General features: G+C 69.3%; 21 protein-coding genes. 5 read left to right on the forward strand and 16 right to left on the reverse strand.

Annotated elements, in window-relative coordinates:
• Positions 1-136: 136 nt before the first annotated feature.
• The 6 genes from ACZ3HL_RS38390 to ACZ3HL_RS38415 all read right to left on the reverse strand — a co-directional run bounded on the left by ACZ3HL_RS38390 (position 137) and on the right by ACZ3HL_RS38415 (position 6,978).
• Positions 137-1,333 carry a DNA polymerase III subunit delta' gene (locus ACZ3HL_RS38390; RefSeq protein ID WP_465410472.1) on the reverse strand — a complete coding sequence of 399 codons (1,197 nt, stop codon included), beginning with the start codon at positions 1,331-1,333 and terminating at the stop codon, positions 137-139.
• On the reverse strand, positions 1,330-3,384 hold the full coding sequence (locus ACZ3HL_RS38395) for a bifunctional MFS transporter/dTMP kinase (RefSeq protein ID WP_465410471.1): 2,055 nt from the start codon (positions 3,382-3,384) through the stop codon (positions 1,330-1,332). The genes ACZ3HL_RS38390 and ACZ3HL_RS38395 overlap by 4 nt, the downstream gene beginning before the upstream one ends.
• Before the next feature lie 146 nt (positions 3,385-3,530).
• Positions 3,531-4,136 carry a hypothetical protein gene (locus tag ACZ3HL_RS38400; RefSeq protein ID WP_465410470.1) on the reverse strand — a complete coding sequence of 202 codons (606 nt, stop codon included), beginning with the start codon at positions 4,134-4,136 and terminating at the stop codon, positions 3,531-3,533.
• A gap of 13 nt (positions 4,137-4,149) precedes the next feature.
• The gene (locus ACZ3HL_RS38405) at positions 4,150-5,370 is read right to left on the reverse strand and encodes a hypothetical protein (RefSeq protein ID WP_465536493.1); all 1,221 of its coding nucleotides are present in this window, start codon (positions 5,368-5,370) and stop codon (positions 4,150-4,152) included.
• A 35-nt stretch (positions 5,371-5,405) separates the two neighbouring features.
• Positions 5,406-6,179, reverse strand: coding sequence for an ESX secretion-associated protein EspG (locus ACZ3HL_RS38410; RefSeq protein WP_465410468.1), 774 nt, complete (start codon positions 6,177-6,179; stop codon positions 5,406-5,408).
• Positions 6,172-6,978, reverse strand: coding sequence for an ESX secretion-associated protein EspG (locus tag ACZ3HL_RS38415; RefSeq protein WP_465410467.1), 807 nt, complete (start codon positions 6,976-6,978; stop codon positions 6,172-6,174). The genes ACZ3HL_RS38410 and ACZ3HL_RS38415 overlap by 8 nt, the downstream gene beginning before the upstream one ends.
• Positions 6,979-7,090: 112 nt before the next feature.
• Here ACZ3HL_RS38415 and ACZ3HL_RS38420 point away from each other — a divergent pair, with 112 nt between their 5' ends.
• The 3 genes from ACZ3HL_RS38420 to ACZ3HL_RS38430 are packed head-to-tail and all read left to right on the forward strand — an operon-like array spanning position 7,091 to position 9,841.
• On the forward strand, positions 7,091-7,681 hold the full coding sequence (locus tag ACZ3HL_RS38420; RefSeq protein WP_457959410.1) for a TetR/AcrR family transcriptional regulator: 591 nt from the start codon (positions 7,091-7,093) through the stop codon (positions 7,679-7,681).
• A gap of 4 nt (positions 7,682-7,685) precedes the next feature.
• A complete protein-coding gene (locus ACZ3HL_RS38425) occupies positions 7,686-8,312 on the forward strand; it encodes a VC0807 family protein (protein WP_465536495.1) in 627 nt (208 codons plus the stop codon).
• Between the two features lie 11 nt (positions 8,313-8,323).
• Positions 8,324-9,841 carry a carboxylesterase/lipase family protein gene (locus ACZ3HL_RS38430; protein ID WP_465536496.1) on the forward strand — a complete coding sequence of 506 codons (1,518 nt, stop codon included), beginning with the start codon at positions 8,324-8,326 and terminating at the stop codon, positions 9,839-9,841.
• Between the two features lie 78 nt (positions 9,842-9,919).
• Here the strand turns inward: ACZ3HL_RS38430 and topA are convergent, their stop codons facing one another.
• Complete coding sequence (topA, locus tag ACZ3HL_RS38435; RefSeq protein ID WP_465410462.1) at positions 9,920-12,817, reverse strand: type I DNA topoisomerase; 2,898 nt, start codon at positions 12,815-12,817, stop codon at positions 9,920-9,922.
• A gap of 269 nt (positions 12,818-13,086) precedes the next feature.
• On the opposite strand from topA, the gene ACZ3HL_RS38440 reads away from it, so the two are divergent.
• Positions 13,087-13,899 carry a S1 family peptidase gene (locus ACZ3HL_RS38440; RefSeq protein ID WP_465536498.1) on the forward strand — a complete coding sequence of 271 codons (813 nt, stop codon included), beginning with the start codon at positions 13,087-13,089 and terminating at the stop codon, positions 13,897-13,899.
• A gap of 333 nt (positions 13,900-14,232) precedes the next feature.
• On the opposite strand, the gene ACZ3HL_RS38445 is transcribed toward ACZ3HL_RS38440, so the two are convergent.
• From ACZ3HL_RS38445 to ACZ3HL_RS38460, 4 genes are all read right to left on the reverse strand, one after another.
• Positions 14,233-14,844, reverse strand: a complete 612-nt coding sequence (locus tag ACZ3HL_RS38445) for a hypothetical protein (protein ID WP_465536499.1) — start codon at positions 14,842-14,844, stop codon at positions 14,233-14,235.
• A gap of 34 nt (positions 14,845-14,878) precedes the next feature.
• Positions 14,879-15,463: a hypothetical protein gene (locus tag ACZ3HL_RS38450; RefSeq protein WP_465536500.1), complete on the reverse strand. Its 585-nt coding sequence runs from the start codon at positions 15,461-15,463 to the stop codon at positions 14,879-14,881.
• A gap of 91 nt (positions 15,464-15,554) precedes the next feature.
• The gene (locus tag ACZ3HL_RS38455; protein ID WP_465536502.1) at positions 15,555-16,106 is read right to left on the reverse strand and encodes a hypothetical protein; all 552 of its coding nucleotides are present in this window, start codon (positions 16,104-16,106) and stop codon (positions 15,555-15,557) included.
• A 111-nt stretch (positions 16,107-16,217) separates the two neighbouring features.
• Positions 16,218-18,512, reverse strand: coding sequence for a sodium-translocating pyrophosphatase (locus tag ACZ3HL_RS38460; RefSeq protein WP_465536504.1), 2,295 nt, complete (start codon positions 18,510-18,512; stop codon positions 16,218-16,220).
• Between the two features lie 298 nt (positions 18,513-18,810).
• On the opposite strand from ACZ3HL_RS38460, the gene ACZ3HL_RS38465 reads away from it, so the two are divergent.
• Positions 18,811-21,276 (forward strand): DEAD/DEAH box helicase, encoded by a 2,466-nt coding sequence (locus tag ACZ3HL_RS38465; protein WP_465536635.1) that lies wholly within the window; start codon positions 18,811-18,813, stop codon positions 21,274-21,276.
• Between the two features lie 13 nt (positions 21,277-21,289).
• Here ACZ3HL_RS38465 and ACZ3HL_RS38470 read toward each other — a convergent pair whose 3' ends face one another.
• The 5 genes from ACZ3HL_RS38470 to ACZ3HL_RS38490 form a co-directional block, all read right to left on the reverse strand.
• Positions 21,290-21,916, reverse strand: a complete 627-nt coding sequence (locus tag ACZ3HL_RS38470; protein WP_465536506.1) for a bifunctional DNA primase/polymerase — start codon at positions 21,914-21,916, stop codon at positions 21,290-21,292.
• Positions 21,917-22,335: 419 nt separating this feature from the next.
• Positions 22,336-22,692 (reverse strand): Rv3654c family TadE-like protein, encoded by a 357-nt coding sequence (locus ACZ3HL_RS38475; protein ID WP_465410455.1) that lies wholly within the window; start codon positions 22,690-22,692, stop codon positions 22,336-22,338.
• Entirely contained in the window at positions 22,689-23,033 is a 345-nt protein-coding gene (locus ACZ3HL_RS38480; protein ID WP_465536508.1) for a TadE family type IV pilus minor pilin, read from the reverse strand. Before ACZ3HL_RS38480 ends, ACZ3HL_RS38475 begins: the two co-directional genes overlap by 4 nt.
• Positions 23,033-23,206 carry a DUF4244 domain-containing protein gene (locus ACZ3HL_RS38485; RefSeq protein WP_465410453.1) on the reverse strand — a complete coding sequence of 58 codons (174 nt, stop codon included), beginning with the start codon at positions 23,204-23,206 and terminating at the stop codon, positions 23,033-23,035. Before ACZ3HL_RS38485 ends, ACZ3HL_RS38480 begins: the two co-directional genes overlap by 1 nt.
• 15 nt (positions 23,207-23,221) lie before the next feature.
• The gene (locus ACZ3HL_RS38490; protein ID WP_465536510.1) at positions 23,222-23,689 is read right to left on the reverse strand and encodes a type II secretion system F family protein; all 468 of its coding nucleotides are present in this window, start codon (positions 23,687-23,689) and stop codon (positions 23,222-23,224) included.
• Positions 23,690-23,758 lie beyond the last annotated feature (69 nt).

The following is a 23,758-nucleotide window of genomic DNA, read 5'->3' on the forward strand; positions in this document are numbered from 1 at the left end:
ACAAGTCACCAATCATCGCCATCCGTACCCGAAACCGGCCAGAAGAGCCTCGAACACCCGTGTCCACCTGCGGAAATGCTAAGTAAGTGGCATTGCCCCTGGGACGGGTGGGGGCTGGGGTGGTGAGTGAAGCGCGTCAGCCCTGGCGCAGGGTGGTGACCATGGCTTCGACGGCGATCCTCGGCTTCACGTTCAGGTCGATGGCCTCGCGGCATTCCAGGACGGCTTCGAGCCGCCGCAGGATCGAGTCCGGCGCCCATGCGGAGGCCGCCTGCGCGATCTCCGAGGCGTGGTCGGGGTGGTTCAGCGTCGCGCCCGCGCCGCTCGCGGTCACGAGCACATCCCGGTAGAACGCGGCCAGATCCACCAGCGCGAGGTCGAGAGTGTCCCGCTGGGTTCGGGTCGCGCGGGATTTCTGGCGCTTCTCGAGTTGCTTCACGGCGGCTTCGGCGGCTCGTTTCGCCCCGGCGACGCCCTTCCCGACGCCGTCGCCGCCCATCGCGGTGCGGAGTTCGGAACGCTCGGCCTCGTCGCGGACCTTGCTCTCCTCGCCCGCGTCGGCCTCCGCGGCGCTGATCAGCTGATCGGCGCAAGTGAACACATCGGACGGACGCCGCAGGCCGAGCGGGATCCGCAGCACCGTCGCCCGCCGCTGCCGGGCCGCCTCGTCGGTGGCGAGCCGCCGCGCGCGGCCGACATGTCCACTCGAGACGGACGCGGCCCATCGCGCGCGCTCGGGGTCGATGCCGTCCCGCTCCACGAGAACCTCCGCGATCGCCTCCGGCGGCGGCGTCCGCAGCGTGACCAGACGGCACCGCGAGCGGATCGTCACCGACACGTCGTCCGGGTGATCCGACGGCGCGCACAGCAGGAACACCGTGCGGTCCGGCGGTTCCTCGACGGCCTTCAGCAACGCGTTCGACGCGCCTTCGGTCAGCCTGTCGGAGTCCTCGATGATCACCACCTGCCACTTCCCGGTGGTCGGGCGGCGGGCGGCGGCCTGCACCAGCGAACGCATTTCCGCGACGGAGATCGAAAGGCCTTCCGGCACGACGAGCTTGACGTCCGCGTGCGTCCCGGCCAGCACGGTCCGGCAGCCAGGGCACTCGCCACAGCCGGTGCCGGTGCTGCACTGCAACGCCGCCGCGAAGACCCGCGCGGCCGTCGAGCGCCCCGAACCCGGCGGGCCGGTGATCAGCCAGGCGTGGGTCATCGCGCCGGGCGCGACAGGCTGGTTGTCGACGATCCGGGCGGCCGCTGTCGACGCCGAAGAAAGCGTGCGCGCGGCAGGCTCCTGGCCGACGAGCTGCTTCCAGACACCGATCAGCGTCATCCCGCCTCGACCTTTTCCTCCGCCGGGGCGAGCCCGGCGAGCCTGCCGACGAGCACCGCGCGGATCGCGGTCCGCACCCGGTCGCTCACCTCGTCCTCGGTGCCTTCCGCGTCGACCACGACGTACCGATCGGGGTCGGCGGCGGCCATTTCCGTGAGCAGATGCTGCACCCGCCACTGCGCGTCCAGCGACGCGGACTTCCGCATCACCGTGCCGGGATCTGCGTCGAGCAGAATGGTGATGTCGGGCCGCAACCGGCCGGTCGCCCAATCGGCGAGCCCTTCGAGTTCCTGGCTGTCCAGCCCGGCGACCGCGGACAGATGCGCCAGCGGCGAGTCCACGAACCGTTCCATCACCACGACGGACCCGGCGTCGAGCGCCGGCTGGATGTCCCGTTCGACGATGTCCGCCCGCACCGCGGCGGCGGCCAGCGCCTGCGCGCGCGCACCGGACAGCGAAGCACCGGAGACGAGCTTCGCGAGACGCTGATCGTCCAGCGCCGGGTCCGCGGCCAGCACGACCGGACGCGTACCCGCGCGCAGCCATTCGGCCAGCCGCGCGGCCTGCGTCTCGGTGTTGATCGCCCGCGTCCCCTCCAGCGCGATCAGCAGCCCGTTCACGCGACGCGGACTGCGGCGCAAGGCGTTGCGGAGGTCGGCGAGGATCGGCTCCGCCCGCCGGTCGTCCATCTGCCGGTACGCGAAGATGCCGGCGAGCAGCGCGAGGACGCCGCCGCCGATCATCACCGGCCGCGTCCCGTCGATCGTGATCGTGCTCCCCCACACGGAGATCGCGGTCGGCTGCACCAGGCTGATCAGCACGGGCACCAGCACCGTCGAGCCGAACAGCACGATCTTCATCAGCGACTGGTAGATCGCGTTGATCCGGCCGCGGATGGAGTCCTCGATCCGCGAACCGATGATCGTGACACCGGTCAGGAACGCCGTCCCGGCCCAGACCCCGACGGCGGCGACCGCGACCAGCGAAACGGCGAGATGCGGCGACAGCGCGACGACGACGAGACACAGGCCCGCGGCGACGATCGAGATCCCGAACAGCCGGTCGTGCGCGAGCCGCCGCGCGAGCTTCGGGGCCACCGCCATCCCGGTGGCGAGCCCGAGGAAGACGGCGAGGACGAGCAGGTTGAACGCCGCGTCACCGGCGAGCAGGCTGGACGAATACGGCTTGGCCGAACCGATCACCGCGCCACCGGCGGCGAAAGCGCCGAACGCGCCGATCATCAGCCCGCGTACCAGCGGTGTCGTCCGCACGAACCGGGCGCCGTCGGCGATCATCTGCCGGAAGCCGAACTTCTCCTCGTCGGCGGCCTTGACCTTGGGCTTCTCGACCGCGTGGACGTTGCGCAGCGAGAGCTCGGGGATCCGGGTCGCGATCACGATCGCGCTGGTCAGGTACAGCAGGCCGGTGATGACGACGGCGACCTTGGCGATACCGAGCTGAGCGTCGCCCTGGAAGAAGTGGAACGTCGTGTTGCTACCGGTGAGCACGGCGTTCGCCCCGGCCGCGGTGATCACCGCGAGGCCGTAGGTCATCACCATGCCGAGCTGGTTGGCCGTCTCGACCTGGTCCGGGCGGCGCAGCAGGTTCGGCACCGCCGCGTCCTTCGACGGGATCCACATCATCGAGCAGCAGCCGACCAGGAAGTTCCCGACGAACACCCACCACGGCGTGCCGACGAACGCGATCGACAGCAGGAACCCGCACCGGCCGAGATCGCAGAGCACCATCACCTTGCGCCGGTCGAACCGGTCGGCGAGCAGCCCGCCGAGCGGGGCGAACAGCAGCCCCGGCAACAGCGAGGTCAGCACGACCCCGACGAACGCGAAGTTCTGGGCGGCGTAGTTGTCGGTCAGTTTGGTGACCAGACCGGTCAGCGTGAGGAGGTTCAGCCAGTCCGCGACGCTGCACAGGTACGAGACACCCCAGATCCGGCGGAACGGCTTGATCGCCAGCACCCGCCGCACCCGGTGCATGGTGGAAGCGTCACGCCCCGCCGAATCACCCGTGCCCGCTTCGGGCACCGACCGCACGCCCTCGCTGATACGCCCACCCCACTAGTCACGCGGCGCCGGGGTGCGACCCGGGTCAACACCGGGTACCCCGACCGTAGGGCCAGGGTATCCCGATGGGTGACGTCTGGACGGACGGCCCCGTCCGGCGGTATCCGCCGGACGGGTTACCCGAAGATCCCCGCGATGCTGTTGAACAGGCTGGCCAGCAGCTGGATTGCGAGGATCGCGAAGACGACCATGAGGGCGATCGCGATCATGACGCCCGCCGTGTTCGACGACGGTTTACCGAGCCGCGGCATCTGCATGGAGCGTTTTGCCCGCCGTACTTCGACTTCGGCCTCTTCGTCGACCTCGACCGGCTCTTCCTGCTTCACGCGCCGGGGCGGACGGATCAACTGGGACGGCCTCGACGGCCAGGTTCGTTGCTGGGGAAGGATCCCGATCGGCGCAGCGCCCTGCTCACCGACCGTGCTGACGACCTTGGCCGGCGACTGCGCGACGGTCTGCTCGGGGCCCGGGTTCTCGGCGGGCCGCTCGTCCGCGAGCATGGCCGCGTCGACCATCCTGCTCACTACTTCGGGGTCGTGCTGTACCGGCCCCGGCACCTGCACGTGGACGTCGTCGGCTCCCGCCGACGGGGTCGCCGGGGCGGTCGTGACCAGCCCGGACAGCGGGTCGGCGAACCTGTCGCCTGGAGGATCTGCCTGAGTGCCGTCGCCTTTCACGAAGTCGGGGGCATCGAAGAAGGGAGTTTCGCCCTTCCCGCTCATGGTGACCACCTCACTACGGAATGTCCTCTGCTTCCAGGGTAACCACCTCGGCCCGCCGCACATCCGCCCAATGGGCCAGATAAATGTCACGCGCCGCGAGGCTGATCTTCACATCCTCCAGCAAAGGTTCGAAGAAAGAACGCCGGTACCGGGCATCCGTCGCGGTCGATGCGGCGAAGTACAGACCGGAGAAGACGGCGAGGAAAACGGAGACGTTGACGAGCGCGGAACTCACCGGAAGGGGGACACCCAGCAGTGTTCCCGGCGCCGATTCACGGCCGGCGAACTCGGTGACGACCTCGGGGCTGAGGATCAGCACCCCGAACACGACGAAGAAGGCGAACACCAGCACCCCGAACGCCACGATCTGCACCGCTTGGGCGAAGAACAGCACCAAGGCGATGTTCAGGCGCTCGATCTTCGTCAGGGCGCGCCGGTCCGGTGGAGGCGTGTCGTCGTCGAACGGCGTGCCGCGCAGGGCGGGCGCCCCGGGTTCCACGGTCCAGGACTTCAGCTCCTTGATCTCGTCGGACAGCATCGACGCCAGGAACACCGCGCCGATCAGCACGAGGAAGCCCGCCACCAGCCACAACCGGCCGGGCGTCAGCCGTTCCACCGCTTGCCACAGCTCGGCGGTGAAGAAGCTGAACATCACCACCAGCAGGAGCAGCGGCAACGCCCGCGACGCCAGCGTTCCGATGGCCCTGACCTGCGCGACCGCGCTCCGCGCCGCCCAGGTCAGGATCGAACCGACGCCGATCCGGACCAGGAGCATCAGCACGCCCAGCGCGGCGAGGTTGGCGAGGAGGGCGATCCACAACGGGTTGTCCCACGCCACCAGCCCGGTGAGCCGCTCGCCGAGCGGCAGCACGAACAGCCAGAAGCCGATCGTCGCCGCCATGACGGCCAACCGGACCCTGGTGCGGCTGAGCACGCGGAGCAGTTTCGCCATCAGACGGCCGGCGATCACCGGCACCACGACCACGGCGAACGTCAGTGCCAGCACGCCGAGGACATAGCCGACGCCGCTGCTACGCATCCTGGCCGCGAGCACGTCCTCGGGTACGTCGAGCAGCTTCAGCAGCCCGGCCAGCAGCAGGTCGAGCAGGCTCAGGAACACCAGCCCGGGCGTGGACCGGCGCAACATGGCCGCCCCACGCCTCCGCCGGTGGATGACCATCGGCAGCCCTCGCCGCCGGAACCACGCGTCGGCCGCGCGCCGGTCCAGGTCCATGCCTCCCCCTCGTCATCGCTCAAGGCGCCAGGGCACTAGGTACGGCTCAAGTCCACCGCCTCGTGCAGCCAGCCCGCCAGTGCCCGGCGGTCCATTCCACCGAACATCAGCCACCCTTCGGAAGGGGCTGCGTACAACACGAACCTCCCCAGATCGTTGTCGACGATCACGAAGCCGTAGTCCGGGTACTCGGCGTTCAGCCCGCCGAAGGCGACCAGATCGAGGATCGCCGTGCCGGTCCGCGGCCGGTTCAGCGTGTCGGCGACCAGGCCGACCTCCTCGTCCTGGCCGGGCAACGGCACGCCGTGCCCGTCGATCCTGATGCGCATCGGCTCGGTCTCACCGGCGGGGACGTGCGGGAGCCCGCCGAAGACGCGGGCGCCCAGCTCGCCGAAATCGCTCAGGCTGAACGTGGTCCGCCGGCCCGACCTCATCCGCCAGACGACCGCCTGCTGCCCGTCGCCGTAGCAATCGACGCGCACCGAACGGGGCGCGGACGCGAAGACACCGGTGAGGACACCTCGCACCGAACCCCGCAGCATCACGCCGTGCATCTGGACCGCCGCGGGATGGATTTCACCGTTCTCCATCAGCCCGGCCTCTTCGAGCATCGCCGCCTTGGCCGCGTACCGCTCGGCCTGGGTGACGAGATCCCCCGGCTCGTCGTAGGACGGGCACAGCCGGCGGATCTCGTCGTCGGTGATCTCGGGGTCGTAGCCCAGGTACACGCTCCGCCGCTCGGGCACGGCGCGCAGCACCGGCCCGGCGGCGCGCCCCATCAGTTCTTTCACGGTCGCCGGTTCACGCATGGTTCTGCACCGCCTTCACGATCCATTGCTCGGCCGTCGACCGGCTGGCCGGGCCCCAGGTGAGCGTCCAGCGGCCGTCGCCGTCCATCGCCGCGCTGAACTGGTACCGGCCGAGGTCGTTGTCCACCAGGCCGAACGCGCCGTGCGGGTACTCGGCGAGGATGGCGTTCCGCACCGCGAGATCGACGAGGACCGTGCCGTGCCGCGGCCGGGAAGCGCCCTCGCGGATCACCTCGACGGCTTCCCGCGCCCGCACCGGGATCAGCCCGCCCGCGTCCGTCACGATGCGCACGGTTTCGCCGGTGCCGGGCGGATGGTCGGGCAGCCCGTCGAACACCCAGCCCGGCAGCGCGCTGAGGAAACCGGACCGCAGCCGCGCTCGCTTGCCGAGCTTGTTCAGCACCGTCGTGTAGTCCTCGTCGCCGAAGAACCGCACCTCCCACGGCTCCGCGCGCGACGGGAACACCCCGGTCACCACGCCGCGGATGAACCCGCCGCGCAGCGCGCGATACAGCCCGACGGCCTCGGGCGTGACCTCACCGCCGGGGGCCAGCCCGATGGTCGCCATCCCGCTCACGAACCGGGTGTACTGCTCCACCTCCTCGGCCAGGGTGAGCCCTGGAGTCGGCTCCTCGTCGGCCAGCACCGGCGGCACGGCGAGCTCCGGATCGTAGAACTCCATCACCGAGGGACGCTCCGGAACCTCGGCGGCCAGCGGGGCGATGACCTCGTCGATGACGTCGAAGACAGCGGTCGTGGAAGAACCGGTCGTTGAAGTGCTCACCTGACCATTGAACACCCTGGTACCGACAATTTTTAGAACTTTTGTTCGAACGGGTGAGGCCGTTCGGCGAACGGTCGGCGAGCGGTTTCCGGTCGACATTTTTGCTCGGCTGAGCTATTTTTTGCTCATGCAAGCAAAAGCGAAGACGTTCACGGAGAGTGCGAGACGCGCACAGATCGTGGCCGCGGCCATCGAGACGATCGCCGAGCTCGGCTACACCCGCGCGTCGTTCGCCCGGATCGCGAAACAGGCGAATCTGTCGAGCACCGGGCTCATCTCGTACCACTTCGCGAACAAGGAGGAACTCGTCCGCACGGTCCTCGAAGACGTCTTCCGCGAGATCGGCGCGTTCATGGCCGAGCGCATGAGCGAACCCGCGTCCGCGAGCGAGGCGCTGCGGACGTATCTGGAGGCGAACCTCGAGTTCGCCGCCGCGCAGCCGACCCGGATGCGCGCGTTGCTGAACATCTTCCTCGGCGGCGCCCTCGACTACGACCCGGCGAACGAGCGGGCGGCGCTGGAACCGGTCGAACGGATCCTGCGCTGGGGTCAGGAGTCCGGCGAGTTCCGCGAGTTCGACGTCCACGTGATGGCGACGACCATCCGGCGTTCGGTGGAGGGCCCGGTGTTCCTGCTCGCCGGAACACCGGAACCGGACCTCACCACCTACGCGGCCGAACTGGTGACCCTCTTCGATCTGGCGACCCGAAGGCGGTGATCCCGTGATCCGTCAGTGGGGTGTGGTGCTGCTCGAGGTCGTCGTGCCCGTCGCCGGGTACTACGTGCTTCGCGGCTTCGGCGTCGGCGCGCTCTTCGCGCTCGCCCTCTGTGCCCTGCCGACCGTTCTCTTCGTCCTCTACCGGGCGATCCGGTGGCGGAAGATCGACACGCTCGCGATCTTCGTGCTGACGATCTTCGCGGTCAGCGCCGGCTTCTCCTTCGTCACCGGCAGCCCGCGGTTCATGCTGGCGAAGGCGGGCTGGGTCACCGGGGTGATCGGCGCCGGATTCCTGGTCTCGCTGCTGTTCTCCAGGCCGCTCGCGTTCGGCATGGCCCGCTCGATGGTCGCGAAGAGCCGATTCGCGGACAGCCTGCGCGCGGGCGAATGGGACGAACTGTGGCCGCGGCACGCGTGGTTCCGGCGCGCTTGGCGGGTCGCGACCGTTCTGTGGGGCGTCGCCCTGATCGCCGACGCCGCCGGGCGGGTCCTGCTGGCGTACACGCTGCCGGTGGACTCCGTTCCCGCCCTCGGCACCGCGCTGTACGGCGTCACGTTCGTCGCCGTGCAGGTACTGCAACACCTCTATTTCCGCCGCGTCGGGCTGTGGCGCCGTCTCGCGGCCTCCTGAAGGGACCTCTCATGCATCTCGTGCTGGCCATCGTCACCGGCCTTCTCACGATCGTCGCCCCCGCGGACCCGCTCGTCGTGCGCACCGACGCTGGGCCGGTCCGCGGCGTGGAATCCGGACCGACCAGGACGTTCAACGGGATCAGGTTCGCCGCGCCACCGGTCGGCGAGGACCGCTGGAAGCCGCCGCGCCCGCCGGAACCGTGGAAGGACGTCGCCGACGCGACGAAACCCGGCCCCGCCTGCACCCAGTATCTGCCGGGCAGCGCCGAGGACTGTCTTTTCCTGAACGTCACAGTGCCGCGCGACGCGGGGAGCCGTCGCCTGCCGGTGCTCGTCTGGCTGCACGGCGGCGGTTACACGATGGACGCGGGGAGCCTCTACGGCGCGCAACGGCTGGCGGACCAGGGTGACGTCGTCGTGGTGACGACGAACTACCGGCTCGGCGTGTTCGGCTACTTCGGTCATCCCGGCCTCGCGGGCTCCGGCGATTTCGGGCTCATGGACCAGCTTTCCGCGCTGCGCTGGACCCAGCGCAACATCGCCGCGTTCGGCGGCGACCCGCGGAACGTGACACTGGCCGGGCAGTCCGCGGGCGGGATGAGCACCTGCGCACTGCTCACCTCGCCCGCCGCGGCCGGCCTGTTCCACAAGGCCGCGATCATGTCCGGCTCCTGCCTGCTGAACTGGCCACCCGGCGGTCTCATCCCGAACCAGCCCGCGCAGACCCCGTACTCGCCGCTCGCCAAGACCGAAGCCGACGGCGCGGCGATGGCCGCGAGCCACGGCTGCGAAGGGCCGGACGCGCTCGGCTGCCTGCGCCGTCTTCCGGCCGCGGATCTGTTGAAGGACCACCAGTCGTTCGCCAATCACCTGACCTATCACACGCCGTTGCTGCCGTCCGATCCCGCGAAAGCCGTGCGGCGAGGCGCTTTTCACCGCGTACCGGTGCTTTCGGGTGGCACGCACGACGAGATGAGGTCGTTCATCGCAGGCGTCGCCCAGCACAAACCGATCACCGAAGAGCGCTATCAGGAGTTCCTGCGCAACGCTTTCGGCGAACACGCGGACGAGGTGGCGGCGAAGTATCCGTCGCGGGACTATCTTTCGCCGGCCATGGCGTGGGCGACGGTCACCACCGACCGTTCGTGGGCCTGCCCGACGGCGGAGGGGAACAGGCTGCTTTCCCGGCGAACTCCGTTGTACGCCTACGAATTCGACGACAAGAACGCCCCCAACGTGAACCGGATCGAGGCGCCCGGCCTCCCGCACGGCGCGGCGCACGCCCTCGACCTGGTCTTTCTGTTCGAGCTCAGCGGTGTCGAAAAGTCGCTCGACGAGGCGCAGAAACGCCTTTCGGAACAGATGATCGCGTACTGGACCACGTTCATGCGCACGGGTGATCCGAACTCGCCGGGGTCACCCCGCTGGAATCCGGGCGTCGTGCTTTCGCTCGCGCCGGACGCGATCCGGCCTGTCGCGCACGACACCGATCACCGGTGCGGCTTCTGGGCGGACCTTCGCTCCTGACAACCGCCCCGCGTGCGATGAAGGGGCCTCTCACAGCGAATTCGCTGTGAGAGGCCCCTTCCATCGCACTTGAGGGAGCTACTTCGTCTTCGTGGCCGTCGAGCGCGTCGAGGGCTTCTTCGCCGCGGCGGTCTTGGTCGCGGTCGACTTGGTCGCGGTGGTCTTCTTGGCCGCTGTCGTCTTGGTGGCCGTCGTCTTCGACGCCGCCGTCTTCCGCGCGGGAGCCTTGCGCTTCGGCGCCGGGCCCTTCGCGCGCTTCTCGGCCAGCAGCTCGGCGCCGCGCTCGGCGGTCAGCTCCTCGATGCTGTCCGACTTCCGCAGCGTCGCGTTGTACTCGCCGTCGGTCACGTACGGACCGAAGCGGCCGTCCTTGACCACCATCGGCTTACCGGACACCGGGTCGTCGCCCAGCTCCTTCAGCGGCGGCTTCGCGGTCGCGGACCGGCCACGCTGCTTCGGCTCCGAGTAGATCTTCAGCGCCTCTTCGAGCGTGATCGAGAACAGCTGGTCCTCGGTCGTGAGCGAACGCGAGTCCGTGCCCTTCTTCAGGTACGGCCCGTAGCGCCCGTTCTGCGCGGTGATCTCGTCACCTGATTCCGGATCCTTGCCGACCACTCGCGGCAGCGAGAGCAGCTTCAGCGCGTCTTCGAGGGTCATCGTCTCGATCGACATCGACTTGAACAGCGAGCCCGTCCGCGGCTTCGGCTGCTTCGCCTTGGCGGCCTTCTTCTGCGCGGCCGTCGCGCCTTCGGGCAGCGGCTCCGGCTCGGGCAGGAGCTCGGTGACATACGGGCCGAAGCGGCCTTCCTTCGCCACGATCTCGTGCCCGCTGACCGGGTCCTTGCCGAGTACGCGGCCTTCCTGCGGCGTCGCGAACAGCTTTTCCGCGATGTCCTTGGTCAGCTCGTCCGGCGGCAGGTCCTCGGGCAGGTTCGCCCGCTGCGACGTCCCGTCGACCTCGCGCTCGAGGTACGGACCGTAGCGGCCGACACGCACGACGACGGTGTGCCCGTCGGCGTCGGTGAACAGGGGGATCGAGTTGATCTCGCGGGCGTCGATGTCCTCGACCCCTGAGCCGACCAGCTTCTTCAGCCCGCCGAGACGGCCGACCGAACCGTCGACGCCCATGTCGCCGCCGAAGTAGAACTTCGACAGCCACTGCGTGCGGTGCTCGTCACCGGCGGCGATGCGGTCGAGTTCGTCCTCCATGCCGGCGGTGAAGTCGTAGTCGACCAGCCGCTCGAAGTGCCGCTCCATCAAGCCGATCACGGCGAACGCGACCCAGGACGGCACCAGCGCGGAACCCTTCTTCCACACGTAGCCGCGGTCCTGGATGGTCTTGATGATCGACGCGTACGTCGACGGGCGGCCGATGCCCAGCTCTTCGAGCTTGCTGACCAGGCTCGGCTCCGAGTAGCGCGCCGGCGGCGACGTGGTGTGCCCGTCCGGGCTCAGCTCGGTCGCGGTCAGCGCCTGGTCCTTGACCAGCTGCGGGAGACGGCTCTGCTTGTCGTCCGCCTCGCCGCCGCTCTCGGTGTCGACGGCCTCGACGTACGCCTTGAGGAACCCGGCGAAGGTGATCGTGCGGCCCGACGACGCGAACGTGACCTCCTCGCCGCTGGTGGCGGTGCCGACGATGCGCACCGACATCGTGGTGCCCTTCGCGTCCGCCATCTGCGACGCGATCGTGCGCTGCCAGATCATCTCGTAAAGGCGGTACTCGTCGGTGTCCAGATCCTTCGCGACCTGGCCCGGCGTGCGGAAGACCTCACCCGAAGGACGGATCGCCTCGTGGGCTTCCTGCGCGTTCTTCACCTTGCGGGTGTACTGGCGCGGCGACGGCGAGACGTACTCCTTGCCGTACAGCTGCGTCGCCTGGCTGCGCGCCGCCGAGATCGCCGACTCCGACAGCGTCGTGGAGTCGGTACGCATATAAGTGATGTACCCGTTCTCGTACAGCTTCTGCGCGATCCGCATGGTGCGCTCGGAGGTGAACCGCAGCTTGCGGCCCGCCTCCTGCTGCAGGGTCGAGGTCATGAAGGGCGCGTACGGCTTGCGCGTGTACGGCTTCTCCTCGACGCTCGCGACCTTGAAGTCGCGGTTCTTCAGCCCCTCGGCCAGCCGGACGGCGTCGGCCTCGGCCAGCACGCGGATCTCGTTGTTCGACGCCTTGAGCTGCCCGTCCGAGCCGAAGTCGCGGCCGGTGGCCAGGCGCGCGCCGTCGACGGCGATCATCCTGGCCGGGAAGTTGCGCGGCGACGCGTCGGCGCCGGCGTCCATCGTGGCGGAGATGTCCCAGTACGACGCCGACGTGAAGCGCATGCGCTCGCGCTCCCGCTCGACCACGATCCTGGTCGCGACGGACTGCACGCGGCCCGCCGAAAGCTTCGGCATGACCTTCTTCCACAGCACGGGCGAGACCTCGTAGCCGTAGAGCCGGTCCAGGATGCGGCGGGTCTCCTGCGCGTCGACCAGGTCGCCGTCGAGCTCGCGGGTGCTGTCCGCCGCGGCGCGGATCGCCTGCTCGGTGACCTCGTGGAAGACCATCCGGCGCACCGGGACCTTCGGCTTGAGGGTCTCCAGGAGATGCCACGCGATGGCTTCGCCCTCGCGGTCGGGGTCCGTGGCGAGGTAGAGCTCGTCGACGTCCTTCAGTAGCCCCTTCAGCTCCGTGACCTTGGACTTCTTGTCCGGCGTGACGACGTAGAGCGCCTTGAAGTCGTTGTCGACGTCGACCCCCAGCCGCGCCCACGACTCGCCCTTGTACTGGGCGGGGACGTCGGCCGCGCCGCGGGGAAGGTCGCGGATATGTCCGACGGAGGACTCCACGACGTAGTTACCGCCGAGGTACGGGGCGATCTTGCGGGCCTTGGTCGGCGACTCGACGATCACCAGCCGACGACGGCCCGCGCCGTCGTCCGACGCCGCGGTCTTCTTCGTCCGTGCTCCTGCCACGCTGTCCTGCTCTCCGCTCATCTTCGGCGCCTTCGCGCCGCCTCTCGACCCGTCAGTGTGCACGCTCGCACCGCCCGGACCACGGCTAGGTGGTGCAACACGCCGCCGATCGTGTGTCCAGCGCATCGCCGCTGACCTCGTCGATGTTTCCTTTCAACACCTAGCACGTGATGTCGGACACGTCCGCCCGGGGTCCCGCGTGACGGGGCGAACACCCTCCGTTCGACGGTGGTGGCTCGCCGCCCGCCAACGCTTCACTTGATGTCCATGCCGACCCGAAAGGACCCCACGTGACCCGACGACTCCTCGGCACACTGTTCGCCATGCTGACCGCGTCCGCCCTGGTCGGCACCGCGCCGGCGCAGGCGGCCACGACCACCTTCGCCGGAACCGTGGCGTTGTCGAACTGCTCCGGGTCGGTGGTCAAACCGCCCGAGGCGAGCCTCGACGACCCGGCCCTCGTCCTTTCCAACGGGCATTGCCTGCAAGAAGGTTTCCCGGACCCCGGGGAAGTAATCGTCGACAAACCGTCCACGCGGACCTTCAGCCTGCTTTCCAAGGACGGCCGCTCTTCGCTCGGCACGCTCAAGGCGAAGAAGCTGCTCTACGCGACGATGACCGACACCGACGTCTCGCTCTACCAGCTCGACACCAGCTACGCCAAGATCAAGTCGGCCTACGGTATCGCCCCGCTGACGCTCTCGCCGACCCGTCCGTCGACGGGTATCGCCATGGACGTGGTGTCGGGTTACTGGAAGAAGATCTACTCCTGCAACGTCGACGGTTTCGTCCACGAACTGCGCGAGGCGAACTGGGTCTGGAAGGACTCGATCAGGTACACCTCGGCGTGCAAGACGATCGGCGGGACCTCGGGGTCGCCGATCGTCGAGAGGTCGACGGGCAAGGTCGTCGGCGTCAACAACACCGGCAACGAAAGCGGCCAGCGGTGCACGATGAACAACCCGTGCGAGGTCGACGCGGCCGGGAAGGTGACCGTGCGGAAGGGCATCAACTACGGGCAGCAGACCTACCAGCTGACCTCCTGTCTCTCGCACAGCGAACTGGACCTGGCGAACCCGGACTGCCGGGCTCCGAAACCCTGACCTCACCCCTCGTGAGTGGTTAGGACGGTTAGAACCGTCCTAACCACTCACGAGGCCCATGTGCCGCCCAGCCGGCCGCACGTGACCAGAGGGCCTTCTCGCGTGATCAGACGGCCGGTTCGTGTGATCAGACGGACGACACGCGTGACTGAATGGACGACACTCCCGTGCCCGGGTTCCGCCGGGAGTCGTCCACCTGATCACGCGCGCCGTCTCCCCAATCACGCGTGTCGTCCGTCTGGTCACGCGAGTCGGCCGTCTGATCACAGGAAATCGCTCGGCAGCAGGCACCAGGGCACGGCGGGGCCCAACCGCCCTCACCGCCTACGTGGCTCAACCGGCACGCACCACCGGCACGAGGCTGGGCCAAGCGGGCTCGGCACCCGCCGGCGCGTCTCCGATCAGCTCAAGCACGTGCGCGAGCCGCCTCCGCCCGGTGACCCGCAGCAGCGCCTCTTCACCCTTCTGCGCCTTCGCCGGTACGCCCAGCTGGGCCAGCGCCGTGATCAGCCGCTCGTGCGTCTCCGGCGCCTCCGGATCGAGCGCGAGCAGGTAGCCGTTGCCCTGGGGACTGCCCGCCGCCAGCGCCCACATCCTCAACATGGCCCCGTCGAGCCGGAAGCCCTCCGGCAGGACCTTCTCTTCACCACGGTTCCAGCGCTGCTCCAGGGACAGCAGGTCGACCCGGAACGGCGTTCTCACGAGCGGCCGCCCGCATTCGGCGGCCGAGACCTGCGCCTCCGCGCCGCGACGACGGCATTCCCTGGCGAGGGCACCCGCCCGCCACGGCTCGTCGACCACGGCGGACAGCCGCGCGGCCGTCCGCCCGAAGCCCGTCATCCGCCCGGGCCCGCACAGCACACCGGCGAGGTCGGCGAGCCCCGGCCCGCTCGCCTCCGCCGAGAAGAGCGAGATCGTCCCGTCCACCCGGACAGAATAGAACACAAGTTCGACTCATGGCCAGTGATCGAGGGGTGACTCAGCGAGGTTGTTTGACCAATTCCTGGCAAATCGGGATCCGGCTGCTCGCCGCGGCGAGCTGAGGGACGTCGTTAAGGCCCCTGAGAAGGTCGAGGCGGTCTAGTTCGTCGAGAGACGTCCTCGCGTCACGAAGCGCCGTTTTCGTCGCTTCGGGGTCGCTTGAGGAGTCGAGGCGGTGGCGGACGTCGTCAGCACGAGCGCGGATGCCTTCGAGCTGGGCGATGGCCGTCGTACGCGAGCTGTCCCCGCCCGCGACCGGCGCCGGGCCGAGATTCCCGAACGCGGCGGACGTGCGATCCAGCCCTTCGACCACCGAGGTCATGAGCTCGCTGGAGGTACGGGAGGCCTGCTGTGGCGTGCTCGGATCGACGCTGGGCAGCGTCGCCAGCGTCCGGACGAGGCCGCCCGCCGCGCCGCAGTATCCCTCCGTCCAAGCGGAGGCGGGGTCGGCCTCCGACGCGCTGACCGTCGCGAGACCTTCTTGTCTGGCGTGGGAAGTCACCGCGGGCTGCTGCCCGCACCCGGCGAGGCCGAGTCCGATACCTGTTGCTAGCGCGGCAAGGACGGTGAACCGCGGCCGCACGAAAACACCTCCCGACCTGACGACTTCCCGGCTGGCCCCCGACGGTACCGATACCGGGGGGCAATGCAAATCAACGCGGCGGAAATAAGAGTCAGGAAGGCAGCTTCTTGCAGTTCGGGGCCTGCGCGGCGAGCGTTTTCAACGAAACGTTCGTTTCCAGCTGCTGGAACGGGTCGGGCATGTCGTTGATGTCGGATCCGATTTGCCGGAAGGAAACCGCGGCGGCCGCCACGGCGGCCTTGTCGTCCTTCGGCGCCGCGTCGAGCGCGGCCTTGGCGGCGAGCACCTTGTCACGGATCGGCGTCAGCGCGTCGACGATGCTCTTGCGCGCCGCGTCGGCTTCCGCGCTCGGCGCCTGGCCCAGCTGCCCCAAACCGGTGACGGCGTTGTCGAAACCGGGCGCGAACACCCCGAAGGCCTCGTCCATCACCTTCCGCGCACTGGCGACGTCTTCCTGTTCGAAGTCGGGCAGCCGGAAATCGCCGATCTTGGCGAAGTCGATCAGCGAACCGCAGAAACCGTCCATCCAGGAACTCCCGGCTGCGGGGGCGGGAGAAGAAGGAGAAGGGGCGGCTGTCCGCTCGGCGCCACCGCAGCCGGCCAGCAGGAGAATTGCGGCGAACAGGATGATCGAACGCCTCATGGCAGGGGCTCCCCCGGATCGGATCGGCGTGACGGGCAGAGATTAGCCTGCGCCGGACAGACGCCGGGCCCGCCACGAAGGATCGTGGCGGGCCCGGCGGTGGAGAAACCGTTACGCCTTCGCTTGCGCGGGGTTGTCGGAAAGAACCGACTCGCGCCGCTTGGAGACCACGATCGCCGCGACGATGATCGCGACGGCGACCAGCGAGATCCCGATCCGGACGGCGACGTTCGCGTCCGCGCCGATCGAGAACTGCACGACCGCGGGGGCGATCAGCACCGACACCAGGTTCATCACCTTGATCAGCGGGTTGATCGCGGGACCGGCGGTGTCCTTGAACGGGTCACCCACGGTGTCACCGATGATGGTGGCCTCGTGCGCGTCCGAACCCTTGCCGCCGTGGCTTCCGTCCTCCACGAGCTTCTTCGCGTTGTCCCAGGCGCCACCGGAGTTGGCGAGGAAGATCGCCATCAGGGTGCCGGAAGCGATCGCACCGGCCAGGTAACCGGCGAGCGCGCCGGTGCCGAGGCCGAAGCCGACCGCGATGGGAGCGAAGACCGCGAGCAGACCGGGCGTGGTCAGCTCACGCAGCGAGTCGCGCGTGACGATGTCGACGACCCGGCCGTACTCGGGACGGGTGGTGCCCTCCATGATCCCCGGGATGTCGCGGAACTGGCGGCGCACCTCGTAGACGACCGCACCGGCGGCACGGGACACCGCGTTGACCGCGAGACCGGAGAACAGGAACACGACCGCCGCACCGATGATGACACCGACCAGGGTGTTCGGGCTGACCACTTCGTTGACGAAGAAGTTCAGCGCGGACGCGCTGGCCTGCGCCGCCTCCGGGATCGACTTCAGCGCCTTGCTGATCGCGTCCTGATAGGACCCGAACAGCGCCGTCGCCGCGAGGACCGCCGTGGCGATCGCGATGCCCTTGGTGATGGCCTTGGTGGTGTTGCCGACCGCGTCGAGTTCGGTGAGGATCTGCGCCGCGTCCTCGTCGACGTCACCCGACATCTCGGCGATGCCCTGCGCGTTGTCCGAAATCGGGCCGAAGGTGTCCATCGCGACGATGACGCCGACCGTGGTGAGCAGACCGGTACCGGCCAGCGCCACGGCGAACAGCGCGACGCCGCCACCGAGCAGGTACGCGCCGAACACGGCCGCGCTGATGACCAGCGCGGTGTACACGGCGGACTCGAAACCGACCGAGATACCGGCCAGGATCACCGTCGCCGCACCGGTTTCGGAGGACTTGCCGACCTCCTTGACCGGCTTGTGCTCAGTGCCGGTGTAGAAGCCGGTGAGCTTGAGGATGACCGCCGCGAGCACGATGCCGATGATCACCGAGATGGTCGCGATCAGCGCCGGGTTGCCGGGCTCGCTGGTGGCGCCGCTGGTCAGCTCGGAGAACGAACCGGGCAGGTAGACGAACGCGGCGATCGTCGAGAGCACCGCGGAGATCACCGCGGAGATGTAGAACGAGCGGTTGATCGTGACCAGACCGCCTTCACCCGCCTTGGCCTTGGTGATGTAGACACCGATGACCGCGGTGATCACGCCGATGGCGGGAACGATGAGCGGGAAGATCAGGCCGTGCACGCCGAAGGCGGTGCTGCCGAGAATCAGTGCCGCCACGAGCATGACCGCGTACGACTCGAAGAGGTCCGCCGCCATACCGGCGCAGTCGCCCACGTTGTCACCGACGTTGTCGGCGATGGTGGCCGCGTTGCGCGGGTCGTCCTCGGGGATGCCCTGCTCGACCTTGCCGACCAGGTCCGCGCCGACGTCGGCGGCCTTCGTGAAGATACCGCCGCCGACACGCATGAACATCGCGATCAGCGCGGCACCGAAACCGAAGCCCTCCAACACCTTCGGAGCCTGTCCGGTGTAGACGAGGACGACCACCGCGGCGCCGAAGAGGCCGAGACCGACGGTGATCATGCCGACGACGCCACCGGTGCGGAAGGCCAGGCGCATCGCCTTCTCGCGGCCACCTTCCTCGCGCGAAGCAGCCGCGACACGAAGGTTCGCCTGCGTCGCCAGCCACATGCCGAGATAGCCGATCGCGAAGGAGAATCCGGCGCCGACCAAGAAGAAGATGGACCTGCCGATCTTCTCGTTCCAGTCATCGGCCGGCAAGGCGAAGAGCAGCACGAACACGATTCCCCCGAAGATCACGAGGGTGTTGCGCTGCCGTTTGAGATAGGCAGCCGCGCCTTCCTGCACTGCCTTCGCGATGTCCTGCATCTTGGAGGTGCCCTGGCCGGCGGCCAGGACCTCCTTGAGCAGAACGTAGCCGATGACCAGTGCGGCAAGGGCGACCACGGCGATCACACCGACGATGGTGTAACCACCTCCGGAGAGCGTGAGTTCGCCCTCCGCGAGGAACTGCCGGGACATTCGTCCTCCTGGAGACGTCGCCGTTGGCCAACGACGATCCGCCGATGGAACCGGCGGCTCGGGCGTTGGCATGGGGATCTGAGCCGAACGTCACGCTAGTCGCACTGCAAGGCACGTCTCACATGACGCTCGCCACAGACGGTGTGGATTGCGGGAGTGTATTGGTAGTGGGATGGCGGACGGCAAGGCGTCCCCGCCACCGTACGTTCCGTGATCTTGTGAGGCTGGTCACTGTATCGATCATCGAAGGCCTCTTCCAGTGCCCGTTTCTGTCGGTGCGCTGTGCGAAGCTCCGGAGGTGGACGGCACGGTGAGTTCCGGCAAGGGCCGGCGGCTTCTCGACCGCGCGACGGCGGGGATCCCGGCTTCGCTGTACCCGGTCACCCATGTGGCCGAGTTGCCTGCTCGTCCGGCGGATTCCGTGGACTGGCCGGAGTGGGCGGCGGCTCCGGTCGTCGAGGCGCTGAAGTCGAACGGGGTCGAGGCGCCGTGGCGGCATCAGGCGGAGGCCGCGTCCTTGGTCCGCGAAGGCGAGCACGTCGTGATCTCGACCGGCACCGCGTCGGGCAAGTCGCTCGCGTACCAGTTGCCGGTGCTCACGGCACTGGTCGAGGACGAGCGGGCCACGGCGCTGTACCTGTCGCCGACCAAGGCGCTCGGCGCCGACCAGTTGCGCGCGGTGTCCTCTTTGGACATCAAGAAGGCGAGGGCCGCGTCGTTCGACGGCGACACCCCGCTGGAGGAGCGGGACTGGGTCCGCGCGCACGCGAACTGGGTGTTCACGAACCCGGACATGCTGCATCGCGGGGTCCTCTCGTCGCACGCGCGCTGGTCGCGGTTCTTCCGGCGGCTCTCGTTCGTCGTCGTCGACGAATGCCACAGCTATCGCGGTGTCTTCGGTTCCCACGTGGCGCTGCTGCTGCGCAGGCTGCGAAGGGTCGCGGCGTACTACGGCGCTTCGCCGGTTTTCGTCCTCGCGTCCGCGACGACCGCGGACCCGGCGGCGTTCGCGTCGAAGCTCACCGGGCAGGACTGTGTCCCGGTCACCGAGGACGGCTCGCCGCGCAGTGCCCGCACGGTCGCGTTGTGGGAACCCCCGCTGCTGTCGGAGCTCTCCGGCGAGAACGGGGCACCGGTGCGGCGCTCGGCGGGGGCCGAGGCTTCCCGGATCCTCGCCGAGCTGGTCATCGAAGGCGCCCGCTCACTGGCGTTCGTCCGGTCTCGGCGAGGCGCTGAACTGACCGCGCTCGGCGCACGGCGAATTCTGTCCGAAGTGGACGGTTCACTGGCCGAATCCGTCGCCGCGTATCGCTCCGGGTATCTGCCGGAGGAACGGCGTGCCCTCGAAGCGGCGTTGCTGTCCGGGCGGTTGCTCGGTGTCGCGACGACGAACGCGCTCGAACTCGGCGTCGACATCGCCGGTCTGGACGCGGTGGTGCTGGCAGGCTATCCGGGCACGCTCGCCTCGTTCTGGCAGCAGGCGGGACGGGCGGGGCGCGCGGGCGACGCGGCGCTGGTCGTCTTCGTGGCCCGCGACGACCCGCTGGACACCTATCTCGTGCACCATCCGGCAGCGATCCTGGACCGTCCCGTGGAGGCCGCCGTCCTCGACCCGTCGAATCCGTATGTGCTCGGGCCGCAACTGGCCTGCGCCATCGCCGAACTCCCGCTGACCGAGCCGGAGGTCGCGGCCTTCGGCGGAGACTCGGCGCGTGCCGTGCTCGCCGATCTGGTCAAGGAGAAGATCGTCCGCCGCCGCACGAGCGGCTGGTACTGGACCTCGCGCGACCGGCCGCACGCCGAGGTCGGCATCCGGGGGTCCGGTGGCGAGCAGATCGCGGTGGTGGAAGCCGATTCCGGCCGGATGCTCGGCACGGTGGACCCGGGTTCCGCCTGCTACGCGGTCCATCCCGGCGCGGTGTACCTGCACCAGGGTTCGTCCTACGTGGTCGACGAGCTGGATCTGGAGACCGGGCTCGCCCTGGTGCACGCGGAGGATCCGGACTGGACCACGTCACCGCGCGAGATCGTCGACATCAGCGTGCTGCGCACCGAAGAGAGGCGAGTGCACGGCGGGGTCACGGTGAACCTGGGCGAGGTTTCGGTGAGCTCGCAAGTGGTCGGCTACTTGCGGAGGCGTCCGTCCGGTGAGGTGCTGGACCAGACTCCGCTGGATCTGCCGGAGCAGAGCCTGCACACCCGTGCCGTCTGGTACACCATCTCGGCCGAGCTGCTCGGCGCGTCCGATGGCGTGGCGGGGACCGGGGGCCATCGGGCGGGGACCGAAGCACTGGAGCCGGTGGGGACCGGAGGCTCCAGGGTGGGGACCGAGGAACTTGGCGGGGCACCGGGGACGGGCGCCGAGTTGGATCCGGCGCGCGTCCCCGGTGCCCTGCATGCCGCCGAGCACGCGGCGATCGGCCTGCTACCGCTGTTCGCTACTTGCGACCGCTGGGACATTGGCGGGGTGTCGACCGCGTGGCACGAAGACACCGGGGAGGCGACGGTGTTCGTGCACGATGGCCATCCCGGGGGTGCGGGATTCGCCGACCGCGGATTTGCCGCGATTGTCCCTTGGCTGGCCGCGACGCGGGAGGCGATCGTTTCCTGCGAGTGCCCGGCCGGCTGCCCGTCCTGCGTCCAGTCGCCGAAGTGCGGGAACGGCAACGATCCGCTGGACAAGGCGGGGGCGGTGGCCGTTCTGGACACCGTGCTCGGGGCTTTGCGTCAGCACGGGTCCGGGTCCGGCCACGGGGTGGCTTGAAATTGTGGGTTGATCAGGCGGCGGTGCTGAGGCTCGCCACCGGGGCGACGGCCTGGTCACCGGCCAGCGCACGGACGAGCACGTCGTGCACCTCGGCGGCCTCGGGCAGCTGCCAGCCCCAGACCTCGGGCTTGACCCGCCAGTGCACGACACCGTGCTGGAACGGCGACGGGGGCAGCGGGATGTAGCCGTTCGCACCGTGCCACTGGATCGAGGCCTGGTCGGCCAGTTCCCGCGGGATGCTCGTGGCGACGGTGGTGAGGAACAGCCAGCGGCCGTTCGGCATCGCGACGATCGGGGCGGGGTGTCCGGTGGCGCGCAGCAGGCGGGCGGCGGCCTTGCCGAGTTCGTCGTCGACCTCGATGGCGTCGAGCACGGTGCCGGTGGCGACGAGGAGGCTGTGCGTGTCGTCGCCGAACCAGGTGGCGACCTCGTGCGGGTGGGTCTCGGTCAGTTCACGCCAGTTGTCCTGGGCCGGGACGGGACGCCGCCAGGTGAGGTCGTCACCTTCGGCGGTGAGCGCCGCGGGCTCGGCACCCGGGAGCACCGGCCAGCCACGCCAGGCGAGTCCGATCGCCTCCGCACGCATTTCGATGCGGAAGGCGCCCCGCCAGCTGTCCGGCCAATTCGCGTCCAACATTACTGTCCCTGCCTCAGGTCAACTCTGTCCTGTGTCTGTCTCGGTCGCACCGGCCTCGGCGAGCTTTTCGAAGTGGCGCACATCTCAATAAACGGCAAGTTGCACATCGGGAGAAGACCTCACGCGACAACCGGCGGTTACTTAGCGATGAACGCGCGGTAGTGCGACCGGACGGACCGAACGCCGGACGTCCGGTCAACGGGCCCGCACGACCGGTACCGAGCCGTTCGTCGCAGCCGACCTGGGCTTCTCGCCTGGGTGCCCGCGCTCTCGACGAGCGGCGGGCGGCCGTTCGGCGGTGAGCTGATCATGGCTTCGACCGCTCGCCGCGCGTCAACGACCGCTGCTCGCGCGCAGCGGTTACTCGCGCGTACTACCGGCCGGTCACCGCCCGGCGACCGTTCGCCGTGGGAGCTCCGTCACGGTGACCGGTCGACCGGCCCCGCCCTGGCCCGTGCCTCCGCCCGTCCGGTGACCGCCGGCCGCCCAGAGGGCTCCGAGCGCACCTCGACCAGGGCATCACCGCGCTCCCACCGGCAGGTCAGCAACGTGACCGACATCCGGACGGCTACCTGCCTCGCCCGTTCACAGGCCGCGGCGGGGCCGTCCGACGCGTGTGAGGCCGCCGCGAGCGCCGCCAGGTCCGCGGCGGCCTCGGCACGGTGCCGGGTCGTGACGGCGGCGCCGATCCAGAAGGCGAACGCGGCCGCGCAGACCAGGACCGCGACCATCGAAGCGGTCCACACGGTCGCGACACCGCGATCGTCCGCGGTCACGGCCCGCTCCCCGGCTCGGCGACAGCGAAGGCGCTGGAGCGCAGCCGGATACCCGGCAGGAGCCCGCCGACCGGTTCGGCCTCGACGCCGGCCGTGATCGTGTCGCCTTCGCGGACGACGTCCAGTCGGGCGCCGGACGGCGCGATCTCCCAGACCGCCTGTTCGGCACGGGCGGGCTGGCCGCGGGCGAGCAACCTGGCGGCCTCGCGGGCCGCGTCGGTGCAGCGGAGCTGATCGGACGCGGCCCCGATCCCGGCGAGCAACAGAGCCGAGACGAAGGTCAGCGCGCCGATTCCGAGCGCGGCCTCGACCGTGACGGAGCCGCGGTCATCGCCGCGCATCAGAACTTCACCGACAGGGCCCGCTCGATGAGCGAGGTGAGTCCGGCGCGGACGGCTTCGCTGTCGATGATCAGGTAGAGGACGGTCGCCAGCGCGGCGGCGGCCAGGGTGGCGATGGCGTATTCGATCGTCGCCATGCCGTCGTCTTCGCGGAAGGTGGGGAGCTTGGACATGGGAGCGCCTTTCGATCAGAGGAAGTCGAGACGACCGGCGAGGCCGAGCACGACAGGGAGGACACCGAGGCAGAGGAACGCAGGGAGGAAGCACAGGCCGATCGGTGCCGCCAGCAGCACTCCCGCCCGTTCCGCGCGTTCCTCGGCTTCGGCGGAGAGCGACTCGCGCAGCCTTCGCGCGAGATCCTTCGCGTGCGCGGCGAGCGCGGTGCCCGCCCGCGCCGTCCGGACGGCGGCGACGGCCAGTTCGGTCAGGCCGGGCCGGTCACGGACCGGCGCCCAGGCTTCCGCCGGTGCGATGCCCACGGCGAGATGCGACGCCACCGAACGCAGAGCCGCCGCGGTCTTCGGTGAAGCGGTCGGCACGACGGCCTCGAGCGCGACGGGCACCGGCAGCCCGCCTGCCAGACAAGCGGCCAGCAGATCGAGGGTGGCCGCGGACCGGACGAGTTCGAAGGTTCCGTTGTCCCGGGGCGACCGCACCCGAAGCCGCGTAAGAAGCCGGCTTGGCCGTGCTACACCACCGGCCGCGACGCGTGGCCAACAGAAGAC

It is taken from the genome of Amycolatopsis sp. NPDC000009, assembly GCF_055563465.1.

Coding starts and splice junctions, on each gene's coding strand:
- ACZ3HL_RS38390 (WP_465410472.1), bottom strand. CDS start 1,333: ATGACGCTGATCGGTGTCTGGAAGCAGCTCGTCGGCCAGGAGCCTGCC.
- ACZ3HL_RS38400 (WP_465410470.1), bottom strand. CDS start 4,136: ATGAGCGGGAAGGGCGAAACTCCCTTCTTCGATGCCCCCGACTTCGTG.
- ACZ3HL_RS38405 (WP_465536493.1), bottom strand. CDS start 5,370: ATGGACCTGGACCGGCGCGCGGCCGACGCGTGGTTCCGGCGGCGAGGG.
- ACZ3HL_RS38410 (WP_465410468.1), bottom strand. CDS start 6,179: ATGCGTGAACCGGCGACCGTGAAAGAACTGATGGGGCGCGCCGCCGGG.
- ACZ3HL_RS38420 (WP_457959410.1), top strand. CDS start 7,091: ATGCAAGCAAAAGCGAAGACGTTCACGGAGAGTGCGAGACGCGCACAG.
- ACZ3HL_RS38430 (WP_465536496.1), top strand. CDS start 8,324: ATGCATCTCGTGCTGGCCATCGTCACCGGCCTTCTCACGATCGTCGCC.
- topA (WP_465410462.1), bottom strand. CDS start 12,817: ATGAGCGGAGAGCAGGACAGCGTGGCAGGAGCACGGACGAAGAAGACC.
- ACZ3HL_RS38455 (WP_465536502.1), bottom strand. CDS start 16,106: ATGAGGCGTTCGATCATCCTGTTCGCCGCAATTCTCCTGCTGGCCGGC.
- ACZ3HL_RS38460 (WP_465536504.1), bottom strand. CDS start 18,512: ATGTCCCGGCAGTTCCTCGCGGAGGGCGAACTCACGCTCTCCGGAGGT.
- ACZ3HL_RS38470 (WP_465536506.1), bottom strand. CDS start 21,916: ATGTTGGACGCGAATTGGCCGGACAGCTGGCGGGGCGCCTTCCGCATC.
- ACZ3HL_RS38480 (WP_465536508.1), bottom strand. CDS start 23,033: ATGCGCGGCGATGACCGCGGCTCCGTCACGGTCGAGGCCGCGCTCGGA.
- ACZ3HL_RS38485 (WP_465410453.1), bottom strand. CDS start 23,206: ATGTCCAAGCTCCCCACCTTCCGCGAAGACGACGGCATGGCGACGATC.